Origin of the sequence: Rickettsia endosymbiont of Polydrusus tereticollis (genome assembly GCF_964026385.1) — a bacterium.
Taxonomy (GTDB): Bacteria; Pseudomonadota; Alphaproteobacteria; order Rickettsiales; family Rickettsiaceae; genus Rickettsia.
Genome location: NZ_OZ032142.1, coordinates 1172283 through 1188926, shown reverse-complemented (window position 1 = coordinate 1188926; position 16644 = coordinate 1172283). Strand labels below are relative to the sequence as shown.

Genomic DNA, 16644 nt, shown 5'->3' with positions numbered 1-16644 from the left:
TCAATGCATAAAAATATCGATGTCGTTCCAGCCGAGCAGGTCTAAGTTAATTCTAGTCGGTAGGAAGCTAAAAATATTTTTAGCTATTTCAAGCCTATCCTCGGCGATGAGCATTTTTTGTAAAATATCTCTTAATTGATGTAAATAAAGCACATCTTTAGCGGCGTATTCTTTTTGCTCATTAGATAATTGCTCGGCTCCCCAATAGGAAGATTGTTGTTGTTTTGAGAGCTGCATAGAAAGTAATTCACGGCATAAATCTTTGAGTCCGTGGCTTTCAGTATAAGTTCTAACTAATTTTGACGATATTTTAGTACAAAAAATATTTTCTAAATCAATTTGTAAATATTTTTTTATTGCTGCCAAATCAAATCTAGCAAAATGGAATATTTTACATCTATCTTTATCTAATAATAATTTTTTTAAATTAGGAGCGGCATAATTTTTATCAATGAAATTTATCAGATAAGCATCACCGTTGCCGTTGCTTAGCTGTAATAGGCATAATTTATCCCGATGGAGATTTAAGCCCATTGTTTCGGTATCAATTGCTAAATCCCCTTCAAGGTTAAAATCATCCGGAAGGTCGTGTTGATAAATCGTAATAGCCATAGTTATATTACCTTTATTGGTGTTATGTTTAAGAAATAATGCTTGAATATGTCATTCCCTATAGTACTTTATGTCATTCCCGCGAAGGCGGGAATCCAGAGAATATTTAAGCGAATTATATAGTAAATTTTTATATAATTTTGCTTATTTTAAGTGTTTTTTCTGGATTCCCGCCTTTAGCTAGAATGACATCAAAGAAGTATTTATAATCAAATCATTTAACCGTGTATACCTTTTCGTTAGGAGAAGCTACCCCTAAAACTTTTCGTGCTTGCTCATCTAACATATCCTTATCCAGCGATTCCGGTCTTAATAATTTTACGTTATGTTCAAGCTCGACTCTTTCCGCTCTTAAAGTTCGGAGTTCGCCATATGCTTTTTCAAGCTGCTGATTCACTCTTAAATAAGCAATAATACCTTTATTGCCATAAATTGAATGAAAAACAAAATAGCCGAGCAATAAGGCTAAAGATATATTAAATATCAATTTTTTAGAGTTATTATTTAATATAAAATTAAAAATAGTCATAAAGATACAAAAATAATAAGATTGGAGCAGTTAAAATTATGCTATCAAATCGGTCTAACACACCGCCGTGACCGGGTATTATAGTGCCGCTATCTTTGATATTAAATTTTCGTTTAAAATATGAAACAAATAAATCACTTAATTGTGCCGTTAATGCTAAGCTACAACTTATTATAAATAAATAATAAGCTCGTGAAAAATAACTATGTAAAAAATAATAATTTACAAAAACAGTAATAAACCCTGCCGAGATTACGCCGACAATTAAGCCGCTCCAGGTTTTCTTTGGGCTAATTTTAGGTGCTAGCCTTAGCCCCCCGACAATTTTACCGCCGATCATTGCAAAAGTATCGACCGACCAAATAATAACAAAGTAAAGCAATATTAACCATTGATTATTATCCCTTGCATGTAATAGAATCAGCGAGCCGATAGGCAGCGGAATAACAACCAAACCCGTTAACAAGTGCAAAAGTGAGGAACTTGTCATATCATACCACTCGCACAGCATACCTATTGCCACTAAAATCATTAAAACATAAAATAACGGTTTTAGCCACAATATAGCAACAATAAATAACGGTCCTAAAACCATAGCTGATAAAATTCGTAATAACATAATAATATTTGTTTAGTATTTTAAGAATTAAAAATGTCACCCCGTGGCTTGTACCTGTGTTGTTGCATGGCTCTAAAAAAGTGCTATATGTCATTCTAGCTAAAGGCGGGAATCCAGAGAATATTTAAGCGAATTATTATAGTAAATTTTTATATAATTTTGCTTATTTTAAGTATTTTTTCTGGATTCCCGCCTTTAGCTAGAATGACATCAAAAATTTGAGTTATGCAACAAAATTTCTGAGCGATATTTTAGCGTTTACCAAAAGTCCTCTTCCTTTTTGAATAATCATTTAATGTCTCTATTATATCATCTTTATTAAAATCAGGCCAATATTTAGGAGAAAAATATAATTCGGCATAAGCAGCTTGCCACAGTAAAAAATTACTAATCCGAAAAACTCCGCCCGGGCGTAATAATAAATCTACGTCCGGCATTTCTGGATCGTAAAGAGCATTTTTAAAATCATTTTCGGTAATTTCTTTTTTACCGCTAATAATAAGTTTTTGACAAGCATCGATTATTTCGTCACGGCTACCATAGCTAAAAGCTATACATACCGTTATTTTATTATTAAATTTTGTTAATTCTATTGCATCTTTTATTTGTTTTTGCAAGAGAGGGCTTAAACGCTCAAGTCGCCCTATTACTTTTATTCTAACACCTTCTTTATGAAGAGTATTTACTTCCTTTGTTAAATACACACCTAATAACTTTATTAAAAAAGCAATTTCCGACTCTGATCGCTGCCAATTTTCCGAAGAAAAAGTATATAATGTTACGTAAGGTATTTTGAGCTTAATAAGCTCCGGTAGCAGCTCACGGATTTTATTAGCTCCGACTCGGTGACCTTCCGCTTTCGGTAAATTATGTTTTTCTGCCCAGCGTGCGTTGCCGTCCATGATAATTGCTAAGTGTTTTATGTTTATAACCATTGTAATTTATATTTTTAAGTTTTTATGTCATTCCCGTGAAAACGGGAATCCAGGCTTTTTTTTGTTATGCTGAACTTGTTTCAGCATCTAATTCAAGAGATCTTGAAATAAATTCAGGATGACTATAATTTTTCTGGATTCCCGTTTTCACGGGAATGACATAGAACACGCTTAACCTATCCACATAACAACGCTGAACTAAAATGATATCTAGAGTGCTTTGCACAAAGGCAATTCTATTCTAACCGACAATCCGCCTAAATCCTGACTATCCTCCAAGTAAATAAATCCTTTATGATCATTTATTATTTCGCGAGTTATAGCAAGCCCAAGCCCGACACTGCCTGAATCGTCAAGATGCCTTGCCTTATCGGAGCGATAAAAAGGCTTAAAAACAAACGGTTTTTCTTCATCACTTATGCCGATGCCGTTATCTTCGATTTTTATCGTTACTAAAGAAGAATGAGACTGCATTGATATTTTTATTTTAGTTGAGTATTTTATAGCGTTACCGATTAAATTTGCCAAGGCTCTTTCAAAAGAATTTGGTTTAATTTGTATTTGTACATTATTTATATTATCTAAATTTATTAATTCTATATCTATATGCGACCATTTATTTAAAAAAGATGCAATCCACGAATAAATAAAAACTACTTCAAATTCTTCGGTATTTTCACCTTTGGCAAAATCAAGATAAGAATTGATCATTTGCTGCATGGTTAATATATCTAGCTTTAATCCTTCTGTTTCTTCAGAAATTTCCATTAACTCTAATTGTAATTTCATCCGAGTCAAAGGAGTACGTAAATCGTGCGAAATCATGGCCAGCATATTAGTTCTTTTGGTAATTTGCTTTTCAATACGATTTTTCATTTTTAAAAAAGCAAGCCCGGCTTTTTTTATTTCTAAAGCACCGGAGGGCTTAAAGTTTTTGGCCTTTTGGACTCCACGACCGAATTCATCAGCTGCATCAGCTAAAGCTAAAATTGATTTTATTTGATTTTTGGAAAAAATTATAGATACGGTAAGTAAGACGATAGTTAAAAATATTAACCATAAAACAAAAATATATACTGTCGGGTTAAGTAATAGCTTTGCCGGAAAAGTAATGTGTAATACGCCTGAAGCTAGTTGAAAAGATGCTTCTATTTTATGGTCGTTATTTAATTTAACAATATTTTTTTCGGTGATTTTGGCGTTTAAAATATTTTTAAAAATTTCTAACGATTCGTTTAATTTCGGTTGCTTTGCAGGCAACTTGGCATTTGGCTGAAATTGATATAACAAATTAAGATAATTTTCCTCTAACTGTGTTTTTTTTCGACCGCTATCTTTATATTCTTTAATTAAAGATTCTATTTCGTTAATAATAATCGTACTGGTATAATATGAAACATTGTACCAATGGCGATCATAAAATAAAAATATTGCTAAAAGTTGACCTATTAAAATTGGAATAATTATAATAAGCATGAAACGTGCAAATAACGTTTTAGGTAAAGCATATTTCAGGAAGCTTGATTCAAGCGAATTTTTAGATATAAAGTGCATAACCCTCATTCCGCACGGTTTTTAAATATCTAGGTTCTTTGGGGTTATCTTCAATTTTACTTCTAATCCTAGTAATTTGTACGTCAATAGAACGCAAGCTAAGTCCGCCCATTATTTTGGATAATTCATCACGTGATATTGCTTTTCCCGTACGTTCTATTAGTATTTCAAGTAATTTTTGTTCGGTTGAGCTTAAGGGGATTAGCTGATCGTCTTTAATAAATTCTTTGGTATCAAAGTTATAATAATTATTACCGAATTTTTTTATATTTTTTTCTTTTTTATACGTGTTATAATTATTAATTAAATTATTTATTCGCAGTAATAGCTCTCTTGGCTCAAAGGGTTTTGTTAGATAGTCCGAAGCTCCGGCTTCTAAGCCCTTAACTCGATCGTCAGGTTCGGATAAAGCCGTTAACATAACAATCGGTATAGTATTGCCGGCATCCCTGATAGTTTCAGCAAAATCAAGCCCAGTTATCTCAGGCAGCATGACATCAAGAATGATTAAATCATAATTAGAATGCACAAGTAAATTTTTAGCTTCAATAACAGATTCTGCTGTCGATACTAAAAAATCATTTTTATGTAAAAATTTCTTCAAAAGTGCTAATATTCTGTTATCATCATCGACAATTAAAATATGAGCTTTATATTCTTTCATAATTAAAACGTTATAGGGTTTAATTTTTTTAAGTTTAATCTAATTAAGGTTTATTGACAATGACAATTCTACAAGAACAGCCTGTTTATCTAGAACAATCTGCCGGTTATATATGGATTAACGGTAAGTTAATTTCTTGCCTTGATGCCAAAATTAATGTTTTAACGCATAGTTTACATTATTCAGGAGCGGTATTTGAAGGAGAAAGAGCTTATAACGGCAAAGTTTTTAAGTTAAAAGAACATACGATAAGGCTGATAAAATCAGCAGAAGCTTTAAAATTACAAGTTCCTTACAGCGTTGATGAGATTATAGAAGCACATAAATTAGTTATTGAAAAGAATAATATTAAAGATGCTTATGTAAGACCGCTTATTTGGTGTGGTAGTGAGTCGATGAATATTAGTCATGAAAGTTTAAGTGTTAATGTGATGGTTGTTGCTATTCCTTCGGAGCCGAGATTCCCAGCAGAAGGAATAAATGTGCATATTAGCCGCTGGCGTAAAGCATCACCGGATAGCTTACCGCCGCAATGCAAAGGGGCAGGACATTATAGTACGATGATAGTAAGTATAAGAGAAGCTACAGCCCTTGGCTATGACGATGCAATTTTACTGGACTTTCGTGGATATATTGCCGAATTTACCAGTAGTAATATTTTTTTTGTTAAAGATAATACATTATACACCCCTATAGCCGATGCTTTTTTAAATGGTATAACCCGCCAAACTATTATTGAAATTGCTAAAAAATTAGGGATAGAAGCTAAAGAAGAATATATAAAATTAGAAGATATAGAAAATTTTACTGAATGTTTTGCCACAGGTACGGCTGTTGAAATACAAAAAATTCGTTCTATAGATTTGGGAAATAAAAAAATAACTTTTAAGGATCACAAAATTACCGACTCTTTAAAAAAAGAATACGATAAATTAGTACGGCAGTAATTAGAGCTTGTCATTGCGAGGAGGCATTGTTGTGTAGCTCCCGAAATCGTCATGGCGAGGAGCCTCTTGGGGCATTGTTGCGTGGATCGGAATCATTACAAAAAACCCCGTCATTGCGAGGAGGGACGTAGTGTCGACGTGGCAATCTAGGAAAAAAACAGCAAAAAATGCTATGAAAATTATTATTTTCTAGATTGCCACGCCGCTTGCAGCGGCTCGCGATGACGTTACAGGTATCCACGCAACAATGCCGTCTCTTAGTGCCGTGACCATCCAGAAAATCATAGTCATCCTGAATTTATTTCATGTTTATATTAGGAGCATTCTATAAAATTATTATACTAATGAAAAAAAAGCTTAAGTTAATATTAGTTATATTTGCGGCATCTCTATTGTTATATACAGCGATATGGTTTGCTATTCTTATCTCTCTATCAAATTCGATCAATCAACAATATTCTAACCGCTATATTGACGCAAAAATATTTAATAATAATGAGCCGTATTTTATTAAATTTTCTAAAGTTAGACCGTACGGTTTTCCTTTTAAATTTGCTATTGCTATAATTAATTGGTCGGAAGAAAGTAGTACCAGAAAAGTTGAATTTAATTCTCCTATTCATATGGGGTATGATTTACTAGCACAACATTTATTCCTATCTTTTGGCGGGGAGGCAATAGGGCGACATAAACCGGTAGAAAGAGGCTTCGGTGTAAAATTTAATAATAAAGAAAGTATTTTGTCGGCTAAAATCCCGTTAAGTTTTCAATTATTTAAAATAATCTGGTTTAAAATCTCGGGACAAAAAAGAGATTTATTTGAAATTATTAATTTAATAGAAATTTTTAAATTTCGCTCTGATAAAGTAGAGATATTTGATTTAATAGATAACCAAAAGCTTTATGATGAAGATTATACGTTATTTTCTTTAGCGTTTGATAAAAGTAAATATTATTTAGATAAAGGCGATTTTTTGGAGAACATACCGCAAAAGTTAGATATTATTTATTCAACTAAAATATCTGAAAGTAACCTTGAGGATAGAACAATCCCCGCCGGATTATTATTATATAGATTTGCGTGGCCTCATAGCTTTACGTTTGAAAGTAAATTTTATATTAAGACTAAAGCGTTGAATTTTAATGCCAAAAATATTAACGATTGGGCTAAAGACTTTGAGATAGGGATAGATTACGCTAAAATCATCAGTGATATTTGTGAAGGATCGACGCAATTATTATATAAAGGGGCGGTAGATGATTTAGGTAATAATAATATCGTCCTTAAGATTGACTCGCAAATTAAATTAAAGCAAGATTTTATAGAAAAATTATTAAACGCTATAAAAACTTATAATGATAAGCAAGCCTATTTATTAAAGCTTTCCAAACTCGATAGTGCCAACGAAGAACTTGTATATATTATTAATAATAAGGATAAGTTTGATTTTACTCCTCTTGAGAATCGAGTGTATGAATTTGCCTTAGACGTTAATTTAGTTACGGAATTAAATAAAGTAACCAGAGCACAAATAAATAATTTAAGCTTATTTTCCGGCAGCTCCGGTTTTAATTTTACAAATGAGAGTACGGTAAATATACTTAAAAAATCTGTAAGTAAAGGGGTAATAATATTTAATAATTACTTTAAAATAATAGATATTTTAGGTGCATATTTTTATAATTTAGGAAAATTTAAAGCTTTTTCCGATGAGAGTAGAGAGTTATATAAAGACGCTTTAAAATCATTTTTAAGAACTATTTCGGATCATCCGGATTCTAACTCAACCGATATAAGCTTTGAGTATGAATTAGATTTATCTAACCTAAATAATACCAAAATAGGGATGATTGACGATATAAACAAAATTATACCGTTATATTATTTATCGCTATATAAAAGTGCGGTGGAAAAAGTTGAAGTGGGAGATAATATAAAAGAAAAAATGCAGGAATTAATCCCTGATTTTGCTCAACATCAAAAGATATTAGAGCAATTTAGCTTGCCGCAATTTCAAGAAATTACTCAAAGCCTTTGGGAAGAAATTATAAAATAAGGTTTGAAAATTGGATATTATAGAAAAAATACATCACGATTTAAAGGATGAAGTCATTAAGTTAAATAACCTTATTATTAACTGCTTAAAAAGCGATGAGGAACTAATTGAAAGAGTCGGAAAATATTTATTAGAAGCAGGAGGAAAAAGGATTCGTCCTATCCTTACTATTTTAACTAGTAAAATATTTGATTATCAAGGTGAGAATCATATAAAACTTGCCGGTGCCGTGGAGTTTATCCATACTGCAACGTTGCTACACGATGATGTAGTTGATGATAGCACGATGAGAAGATTTAAACCTACGGCAAATGTTATTTGGGGAAGCAAAACGAGTATTTTAGTCGGTGATTTTCTTTTTAGTCAGTCATTTAAGTTAATGGTAGCTTCGGGTTCTATTTCAGCTATGGAAATTTTGGCAAAAGCTTCGGCGATTATTTCCGAAGGAGAGGTAGCACAGCTGGTAAAACTTAATGAGTGCCGAATTATCACGAGAGAAGAATATCATGAAATAGTACACTCAAAAACTGCCGAGTTATTTGGAGCTTCCTGCTCGGTAGGTGCTATTATTGCAGGACAATCTAGTTCTGTCTCTACTATAATGCAAAATCTTGGCAAGTTGTTAGGTAACATATTCCAAATCATCGATGATTTACTTGATTATCTAGGAAATAGCCAGCAAGTAGGGAAAAATATCGGTGATGATTTTTTAGAAGGAAAAGTTACGCTACCGCTGATTTTTTTATATGAAAAATTAGATAATGAAGGAAGGTTAAAACTTGAAAATATGATTAAAGCGGATAAACGCACCAATGATGAATTTCAAGAAATACAGAATTTAATAATAGAAAATGAGATAAAACAGCAAATTATAAATTATTTAAGTCTGTTAGAAGACGAAGCAAATAAATTATTAACACAAATCACACAGCAAAATATTTATAAAGATTATCTTTCTTCCCTTATTAAATTTATTTCAAGTAGATCGTATTAGTAGACTTTAAATTTAAAATATGATATAAGACAAAGATAATATGGTATCATAGGGAGACGGCTTAAGTATAAGAATATCCCAATTAGGAAAACCCTAAGGAGATTATGTGAGAACTATTATTGATATAGCTGATTCGCAAATTAAAATTCTAGATCAACTATCCCAGAAAAAAAAAGTAGCGAGAGCTGACATTATAAGGCAAGCTTTAGCTGATTATATTGCTAACTATAATCAGAGTAAAAAAGGCTTTGACGCTGCTTTGGGACTTTGGAAGGATAAAAATCTAGATAGTTTAGAGTATCAGGCTAAATTACGTAATGAGTGGAACAAAAAAAGCTAGGATTAAAAAATGTCACCTTTCCATAATCTATTTAAAAATTCTTTGATAGGTAATATATTAATTTCCTGGGCTTCTAAATATATTTTTCTTGGAGCTTCTTCTAAGCAGATAATATAGCCTTTATCAAGCTTATGCTCTTCCATAAAAGCTTTCATTCCTCGAAGTTCGCTTTTATGTAAATTTGAAGATATTTTTACTTCAATTGCTAACGGTTTGCTTTTTATAGTACTAATTATAAAATCAATTTCTAAACCTGTTTTAGTACGCCAGTAATTTATACGATGATCTAAATCATTTAAACTTATATATGCTTTTAATTCCGTAAATACATAATGTTCTAGTGCTTTACCTGCCGCTGCACCTTTTAGATCATCAAAATTATTTTCCGTGATATTACTTGCTACTCCTACATCAAAAAAATAAAATTTAGGAGTTGATGATATAATTTCTCGATTAACTTTTTTTGTGTATGGATAAATCAAATATCCAACCAACGTATCAATAAGTATTTGATAATATTCTTTAACTGTTTTGGCATCAATATAGCAATCACGAGCAATATTAGAATAATTTAATAACTCTCCATGAGAGAAAGCCGTGCTATCCATAAATCTACTAAATGCAGTAATATTGCGTACTAGTCCTTCGGCACGTATTTCATTAGTTAGATAATCTTCCACATATGCTTTAAGTAATTTATGTGGGTTATTGTTGATAAAATGTAAGGGAATTAAACCATGATTAAATATTCTTAAAAGATTAAATTCTTCTTTTATTTCCGGATATACTAAAGGATAAAAATGATACTTTATAGCTCTACCGCCAAGTAAGTTTGTACCGGATGATCGTAACTTCCTACTACTTGAACCGCATAAAATAAAATAACTATCTGTATTTTCTATAAGCCAATGAATTTCATCAAGTAATGCCGGTACTTTTTGTATTTCATCGACTATTATAGGGAAGGTAAGTTTTGTGTATCTAATGCTAAGATTTCTTCCCGAAATATGGATGGTTGTTTTAGATATTTAAATTGCAAATCAGTTTTTAATAAATCATATATATTGCTTCAGGGTAGAGATTTTTTAAATAAGTTGATTTTCCTACTTTCCTTGCTCCCCATAGAAAGCTGTTTGTTTCTTTTCCAAATGTAATTTTAAATATCTATTATACATAATATGCTAACTTATTAGGAGTTAATTCCTAATTAGTATAAACTTATTAGGAGTTAAGTCCAGAATTTTCTTATTAAGATAATTGTTAGAGTCTTGTTAAATCAAGCGGTTCTTTAATAACATAACGCCATAATTTATCTATTCCTTTAGTAATGCCGATACGAGAGGTGATAGAAAAAGAAGTTTCAAGACCTATATCGCTTACAAAAAATCATTATTATTAATAATATCACATTTATTATGAGCAATATTAATTCCTAAATATCGACATAATTTACCGGGGACCGTTTAAATGCTGATTTTCGGGTGTGATAATATGTGCACCTCTTATCAAGGTTGCGGCAGGGAAGCCTTCTTGTTCCGTTACAAAGTTTAAACAATAATACATGCCGTAAATTAGATATACATAACTAAATCCAGGCAAACCAAACATTATATCGGTTCTTTTTGTGCGTCCTCTTGCAGCATGACAAGCAGGATCATCTTGACCTATATAGCTTTCCGTTTCGGTAATAATAGCTTTTTTTCCTTGAAAATATAATAATTTCCCCAGTAATTCTTGACTTACTATATTAGTATCTCGAGCGAAAAAATCACGGGTTAGGGGATTAGATTATTATTCATTTGATATCGTCATTGCGTAGTGGTACAGGATCATAACCGCCTTGACAGAAAGGATGGCATTTAATTATTCTCTTAAGAACTAACCATAACCCTGTGAAACTTCCGTATATTATTATTGCATCCTTGGCATATTCCGAGCAGGAAGGATGAAAACGACAATTATTGCCGAGTAGCGGAGATATAAAATATCGATAGAATTTAAGTAGTAATAATAATATTCTAGCCATTTTGGAGTTTGCTTATTATCTCTTCTATTTTTTCTGCGGTTAGATCCTCAAAATAATCATCGTTAATTTGCACGACAGGGGCATTTACGCAAGCACCTAAACATTCTATTTCTACTAAACTAAATTTTTTATCCGGTGTTACTTCACCGCATTTAATTTTTAGTGTTTGCTCACAAGCTTTAACTATTTGATCGCTACCACGAAGCCAGCAGGGCGTAGTAGTACATATTTGAATATGATGTTTGCCGACAGGCTTTAAATTAAACATAGTATAGAAGCTTGCTACCTCATAAGCTCGCATATAAGGCATATCAAGTAAGTTTGCTACATATTCCATAGCAGCGGTAGGAAGCCAGCCGCCCACTTGACGTTGAGCAAGATCAAGCAGCGGTAAAACAGCACTTCTTTTGCCTTCCGCCGGATATTTTTTTATAATATCCTCTGCCAGCTTCGAGTTTTTCTTATCGAATGTAAAATTTGTAATTTTTGTAGTCATATACTCCTAATAAATACATTTGATGTCATACCGTGGCTTGACCACGGTATCCAGAAAAAACATAATAAAAAGACTGGATGCCGTGGTCAAGCCACGGCATGACACCGAATGCTTTGCAAAAATTCGATCCATGCAACGACGCCCGAAAGTAGGAATGTCATAAAAAGGTGCAGGAATGACACAGTAAGAGTATCATCGATCAATTTCTCCAAACACAATATCAAGCGTGGCGATAATAGCCACTATATCTGCCATCAAATGACCTTTTGCCATAAAATCAAGCCCTTGCAGATGTGCAAACCCGGGAGCTTTAATTCGGCATCGATAGGGTCTATTACTGCCGTCGGAATATAAATATACGCCGAATTCGCCTTTCGGGGCTTCCACCGCTTTATAAGTTTCTCCTTCCGGCACGTTGTAACCTTCAGTATAAAGCTTAAAGTGATGAATCATTGCTTCCATAGATTCTTTCATTTTAGCACGAGTCGGCGGTGTAATTTTATGATCATTAGTTTTAATCTCTCCTTGCGGTATTTTTTCAATGCATTGCTTAATTATTCTTAACGATTGATATATTTCTTCAACACGCACTAAATATCGATCATAACAATCGCCCGATTTGCCAATAGGTACGTCAAAATCCATTTCATTATAAACGTCATAAGGGTTTGATTTACGTAAATCCCAAGCAATTCCTGAACCTCTAAGCATTGGTCCGGAAAACCCCCAATCCATCGCTTCTTTCTGCGAAACAACACCGATATCGACTAATCGCTGTTTCCATAACCTATTATTATTTAACAATGTTTCGACATCTTGCAAGCGGGTAGGGAACTGCTCTATGAAAATAGCGATATCCTCTAATAACCTATCCGGCAAATCCTGTGCAACGCCGCCCGGTCTAAAATAATTGGCATGCATGCGAGAACCTGAAACACGCTCGTAAAATTCCATGATTTTCTCTCGCTCTTCAAATAGCCATAATAAAGGAGTAGTAGCACCGACGTCTAACGCTTGGCTACCGATATTTAAAGTATGGTTAAGAATGCGAGTAAGCTCGGAAAACATGACTCTAATAAACTGTGCACGCCTCGGTACATCACAGCCTAGCAGCGACTCAACGGCTAAAGCAAAAGCGTGTTCTTGACACATCGGGGATACGTAATCCAGCCGATCAAAAATAAGGTATGGCTTGCAGATATGTTTTATGCTCGATTAACTTTTCAGTACCGCGATGCAGCAAACCGATATGCAGATCGGCTAGATTTACTACTTCGCCGTCCATCTCAAGAATTAGCCTGAGCACCCCGTGAGTAGCCGGATGCTGCGGACCAAGATTTAGAGTTATAGTTTTGGTGTTATCGGGCATAATATCGGGCATAATGTTTGGTTGTTGTGGTTATATGACACTGATGTCATTCCTGCGAAAGCAGGAATCCAGGAAAAATATCCTTAATAAATTTCATACTTGACAAAATAAAGCTATAAAAAAACAAGTTTTTTATAGCTTTTACTGGATTCCTGCTTTCGCAGGAAAGACATAAAGAATACAGGTATGACACCCTACTTCGCCTTCTCATCACCTGGTAACACGTAACTCGGACCTTGCCAAGGAGAAGAAAAATTAAACTCTCTATATTCTACATCAAGTTTGACAGGTTCATATACTACTTTTTGTAAAGTTTCGTCATATTTAACCTGCGTATAACCGGTTAGCGGAAAGTCTTTGCGTAAAGGATGACCCTTCAAAGCCGTAATCGGTTAAGATACGCCGAATATCATGGCTATCCGTGAAATTTTATCCCGAACATACAAATGCCTCCCTCTCATACCAACAAGCAGCATTAAATATTTTAGTTATAGAAGGCAGAGCTTCATTTTCAGCAACGATAATTTTTAGCAATAAACGCTTATTTAACTTTAAACTTAGTAGATTATAAACTATTTCAAATCTTCTATCACGCTCCGGAAAATCTGCACCGAATAGATCGGTTAAGATAGTAAAACGTAAATCTTCCGACTCCTTTAAAAAAGTAATAAAAGATATAAATTATCCTGTTCTATTTTATAACTACTAAAACCCGTTATCTCTATAGGAGTTGATTTGATATATGTGCAGATATAAATTTATTGATAATTTTTACCGGATCACTCATATTTCCTGCCGTCATATTTAAAGCCCGTGCTACGCTTAATTTTCTTTTGTAGCTGCAATAATCCGTAAATTAAAGCTTCAGCAGTAGGAGGGCAACCGGGGACGTATATATCAACCGGTACAATCCGATCACAGCCTCGTACTACCGCATAAGAAAAATGATAATACCGCCGCCGTTAGCACAGCTCCCCATAGATAAAACCATTTAGGTTCAGGCATTTGATCATATACTTTGCGGAGTGCCGGTGCCATTTTATTAGTTAGCGTGCCTGCAAACTATCATTAAATCGGCTTGGCCTTGGGCTTGGTCTAATAACATCCCGAAACGATCCATATCGTAGCGGCTCGCTGCTGCCTGCATCATCTCAACCGCACAGCAAGCAAGCCCGAAAGTCATCGGCCATAAAGAATTTGCTCTTGCCCAGCCGACTACATCATCAACCGTAGTTAACAAAAAACCCCGATTAGAAAGCTTCTCGTTAATTAGTTCGTTTTCTTCATGAAAGCTATTTTTCATAATATTCCTGTAAAATAAAGGAAGGTTAGACGAAGATCAACTTCAAAAAGAGTAATCGGTCTACAAAGCGAGGATCGGAGCGTATACTTAATACGTGAGAACCGAAGCTTTTGTAAGACGACGTAGCCAATTTTTGAAGTTCATCGAGTATAACTATTCCCACTCTAATGCACCTTTCTTCCACTCATATATAAAACCGATAATAAGTACAAAGAGGAAAAACATCATTGAAAAGAAACCCATTTACCGATTTTTCCGAGAGTAATAGCCCACGGTATTAAAAACGTCACTTCGAGATCAAAAATAATAAATAAAATGGCAACTAAATAAAAACGTATATCAAATTTAGCTCGTGCGTCGCTAAAAGGCTCAAAGCCGCATTCATAAGGCTCTAATTTATCTTTATTATACTTCTTAGTAGCTAATAAATTCGGTAAAATCATTATTAAGCTAGATATTAATACCGCAATACCGAAAAAAAACACTAATAGTATAATATTCCTGTAAAAATTTTGATTCTTGCCACATAGGATTTGTTTTATGTTGTTCCTAAAAGGTATAAATAGGAGCGATTAAAGCCGGTTTTATGTCATTCCCGCCTTTGCGAGAAGGCTTGCGTGGCTCTAAAAAAGTGCCTTATGTCATTCCGCGAAAGCGGGAATCCAGAGAATATTTAAGCGAATTATATAGTAAATTTTTATATAAATTTTGCTTATTTTAAGTGTTTTTTCTGGATTCCCGCTTTTAGCTAGAATGACATCAAAAATTCGCTCCACACAACAACGCTGTCGTAGCCACGGTATGACAACAAGTCACTTCATTTTTATTAGATTACATTAACCAAGCTTAATTATCAATTATTATATCGGATTTAACTAATAACTTCATTAAAACCAATGCCCAAATACCAACAGCCACCCACCATACTTGCCAAATACTATAAGAAACCATACCGATAAAATAATAAATTTATAAAGCAGGCATAAGAAATAGAGCGATAATTAATAGACCTATTGCATAACTTGCTTCTAAAGGTAATTTGTACGTCAAGCCGGTGCTCGAATCCTCACGTACTCCTTTGTACGCTTCGGTTCTGTGCTCCGTGTTTCCTTCAAATTCCTCTTATTAGCTACGTTATGCAATAGGTCTATTGTTAAGTTACTGATTTGCTTGAGATATTATAAATTAAAGCTAAAAATAATATTAGTCCGATTAAACCGGTCTCAAGAATAATTTGTAGTATGTTATTATGAGGGTGCAAGGGGTAGGGGATACCATTCTACCCATTATGTTTAATTATTTCACCGTTCTTTACTTCTATATGTTTTGAAGAGGCAAAAACCATAACCGAAAATTGTTTTTCTACAATTTTACCGGCAACAAAATGCCAAATAAATAGCCGATGTTTTGCTGAATCTTGAATAGATGAGGTATATTTTTCCGATATATATTGCGGGTTTATATTGCCGGTAATTATCGGAATTGATAATGAACCGGCTATTAAGCCTATAATTATCAATTGGAAAATATCTTTTGTTTTATTATTTTACTAGCTATAAACGTTAACCCGCCGACTGCAAAACCTAAAAAACCTTGCTAAGCTAGTCGGATATAAATAATAAATACAGCACTAATACGTAAAATAATAAAGAAATAATAGGCTTTTTATAAGAAATTAAGATTGTTATTATTATCCATGCGGTAATTGATAGTAAAGCACAACCTCGATCTAACATATAAAGGTTAAAAAACTGCGTGGAAGAAGGTTGAAAAATAGCACGAAAAGCTTTAGTTAGTAGACCGTTAGTCAGATATTCAATAAAAAATAAAATTATTGCTACCATAACTCCGCTTATAAGGTAGCATTTAATATTCCGGTTATTTTGAAAAATATAGACGTATCCATGTAATTACTAGCCGTAAAGCCTAGCAGTAAAACCGAAAAACTTGTAAAAAAGTAAGGAAACTACTTATAGGATTAATTGCGTAGATGCATGATATCAAGCACCAGCTAGCAAATAATAATTCTATTTTATAGGTAGAAAATAAAAAGCGTAATGTGATCTTATCTTTTATAGAAAATAAGAAAGTTATTAAAAAAATCGGTATAGTGATTGCCAGTGATAACCCGCCTATTATACTGATAGCAGGAATTAAAAATATTAGACCGGAAATTAAATAATAGTGCATATCAAGTGC

Annotated in this window: 13 protein-coding genes and 7 pseudogenes; 4 read left to right on the top strand and 16 right to left on the bottom strand. The window is 33.3% G+C overall.

Going from position 1 to position 16644, the window contains the following annotated elements:
* The 6 genes from AAGD48_RS05820 to AAGD48_RS05795 all read right to left on the bottom strand — a co-directional run bounded on the left by AAGD48_RS05820 (position 1) and on the right by AAGD48_RS05795 (position 4913).
* Positions 1-612 carry a ribonuclease D gene (locus AAGD48_RS05820; protein WP_341789358.1) on the bottom strand — a complete coding sequence of 204 codons (612 nt, stop codon included), beginning with the start codon at positions 610-612 and terminating at the stop codon, positions 1-3.
* 214 nt (positions 613-826) lie between these two features.
* Complete coding sequence (locus AAGD48_RS05815; RefSeq protein WP_341789357.1) at positions 827-1141, bottom strand: septum formation initiator family protein; 315 nt, start codon at positions 1139-1141, stop codon at positions 827-829.
* A complete protein-coding gene (locus AAGD48_RS05810; RefSeq protein WP_341789356.1) occupies positions 1128-1760 on the bottom strand; it encodes a phosphatidate cytidylyltransferase in 633 nt (210 codons plus the stop codon). The genes AAGD48_RS05815 and AAGD48_RS05810 overlap by 14 nt, the downstream gene beginning before the upstream one ends.
* 251 nt (positions 1761-2011) lie before the next feature.
* A complete protein-coding gene (uppS, locus tag AAGD48_RS05805) occupies positions 2012-2695 on the bottom strand; it encodes a polyprenyl diphosphate synthase (RefSeq protein WP_341789355.1) in 684 nt (227 codons plus the stop codon).
* Positions 2696-2905: 210 nt separating this feature from the next.
* Positions 2906-4249: an ATP-binding protein gene (locus AAGD48_RS05800; protein WP_341789354.1), complete on the bottom strand. Its 1344-nt coding sequence runs from the start codon at positions 4247-4249 to the stop codon at positions 2906-2908.
* Complete coding sequence (locus AAGD48_RS05795) at positions 4233-4913, bottom strand: response regulator transcription factor (RefSeq protein WP_341789353.1); 681 nt, start codon at positions 4911-4913, stop codon at positions 4233-4235. Before AAGD48_RS05795 ends, AAGD48_RS05800 begins: the two co-directional genes overlap by 17 nt.
* A 59-nt stretch (positions 4914-4972) precedes the next feature.
* Here AAGD48_RS05795 and AAGD48_RS05790 point away from each other — a divergent pair, with 59 nt between their 5' ends.
* The 4 genes from AAGD48_RS05790 to AAGD48_RS05775 all read left to right on the top strand — a co-directional run bounded on the left by AAGD48_RS05790 (position 4973) and on the right by AAGD48_RS05775 (position 9251).
* On the top strand, positions 4973-5860 hold the full coding sequence (locus AAGD48_RS05790) for a branched-chain amino acid transaminase (protein ID WP_341789352.1): 888 nt from the start codon (positions 4973-4975) through the stop codon (positions 5858-5860).
* Positions 5861-6204: 344 nt separating this feature from the next.
* Positions 6205-7917, top strand: coding sequence for a hypothetical protein (locus AAGD48_RS05785; RefSeq protein WP_341789351.1), 1713 nt, complete (start codon positions 6205-6207; stop codon positions 7915-7917).
* Between the two features lie 10 nt (positions 7918-7927).
* Positions 7928-8911 (top strand): polyprenyl synthetase family protein, encoded by a 984-nt coding sequence (locus AAGD48_RS05780; protein ID WP_341789350.1) that lies wholly within the window; start codon positions 7928-7930, stop codon positions 8909-8911.
* 106 nt (positions 8912-9017) lie between these two features.
* Complete coding sequence (locus AAGD48_RS05775) at positions 9018-9251, top strand: ribbon-helix-helix domain-containing protein (RefSeq protein ID WP_341789349.1); 234 nt, start codon at positions 9018-9020, stop codon at positions 9249-9251.
* 2 nt (positions 9252-9253) lie between these two features.
* On the opposite strand, the gene AAGD48_RS05770 is transcribed toward AAGD48_RS05775, so the two are convergent.
* The 10 genes and pseudogenes from AAGD48_RS05770 to AAGD48_RS10645 all read right to left on the bottom strand — a co-directional run bounded on the left by AAGD48_RS05770 (position 9254) and on the right by AAGD48_RS10645 (position 16635).
* Positions 9254-9931: a DUF4143 domain-containing protein gene (locus AAGD48_RS05770; protein ID WP_341789348.1), complete on the bottom strand. Its 678-nt coding sequence runs from the start codon at positions 9929-9931 to the stop codon at positions 9254-9256.
* 153 nt (positions 9932-10084) lie between these two features.
* A pseudogene (locus tag AAGD48_RS05765) lies at positions 10085-10165 on the bottom strand (hypothetical protein); the annotation flags it as partial.
* Between the two features lie 346 nt (positions 10166-10511).
* A pseudogene (locus AAGD48_RS05760) lies at positions 10512-11050 on the bottom strand (DNA-3-methyladenine glycosylase).
* Positions 11047-11277: a membrane protein insertion efficiency factor YidD gene (gene yidD / locus AAGD48_RS05755; RefSeq protein ID WP_341789347.1), complete on the bottom strand. Its 231-nt coding sequence runs from the start codon at positions 11275-11277 to the stop codon at positions 11047-11049. Before yidD ends, AAGD48_RS05760 begins: the two are co-directional and overlap by 4 nt.
* Entirely contained in the window at positions 11270-11773 is a 504-nt protein-coding gene (gene nuoE / locus AAGD48_RS05750) for an NADH-quinone oxidoreductase subunit NuoE (protein WP_341789346.1), read from the bottom strand. The genes yidD and nuoE overlap by 8 nt, the downstream gene beginning before the upstream one ends.
* Positions 11774-11965: 192 nt before the next feature.
* A pseudogene (gene nuoD / locus AAGD48_RS05745) lies at positions 11966-13142 on the bottom strand (NADH dehydrogenase (quinone) subunit D).
* A 194-nt stretch (positions 13143-13336) separates the two neighbouring features.
* A pseudogene (locus AAGD48_RS05740) lies at positions 13337-13900 on the bottom strand (NADH-quinone oxidoreductase subunit C).
* Between the two features lie 21 nt (positions 13901-13921).
* Positions 13922-14445, bottom strand: a pseudogene (locus tag AAGD48_RS05735) (NuoB/complex I 20 kDa subunit family protein).
* 153 nt (positions 14446-14598) lie between these two features.
* Positions 14599-14973: pseudogene (locus AAGD48_RS05730) on the bottom strand (NADH-quinone oxidoreductase subunit A).
* Positions 14974-15291: 318 nt separating this feature from the next.
* Positions 15292-16635: pseudogene (locus AAGD48_RS10645) on the bottom strand (O-antigen ligase family protein).
* Positions 16636-16644: the final 9 nt, after the last annotated feature.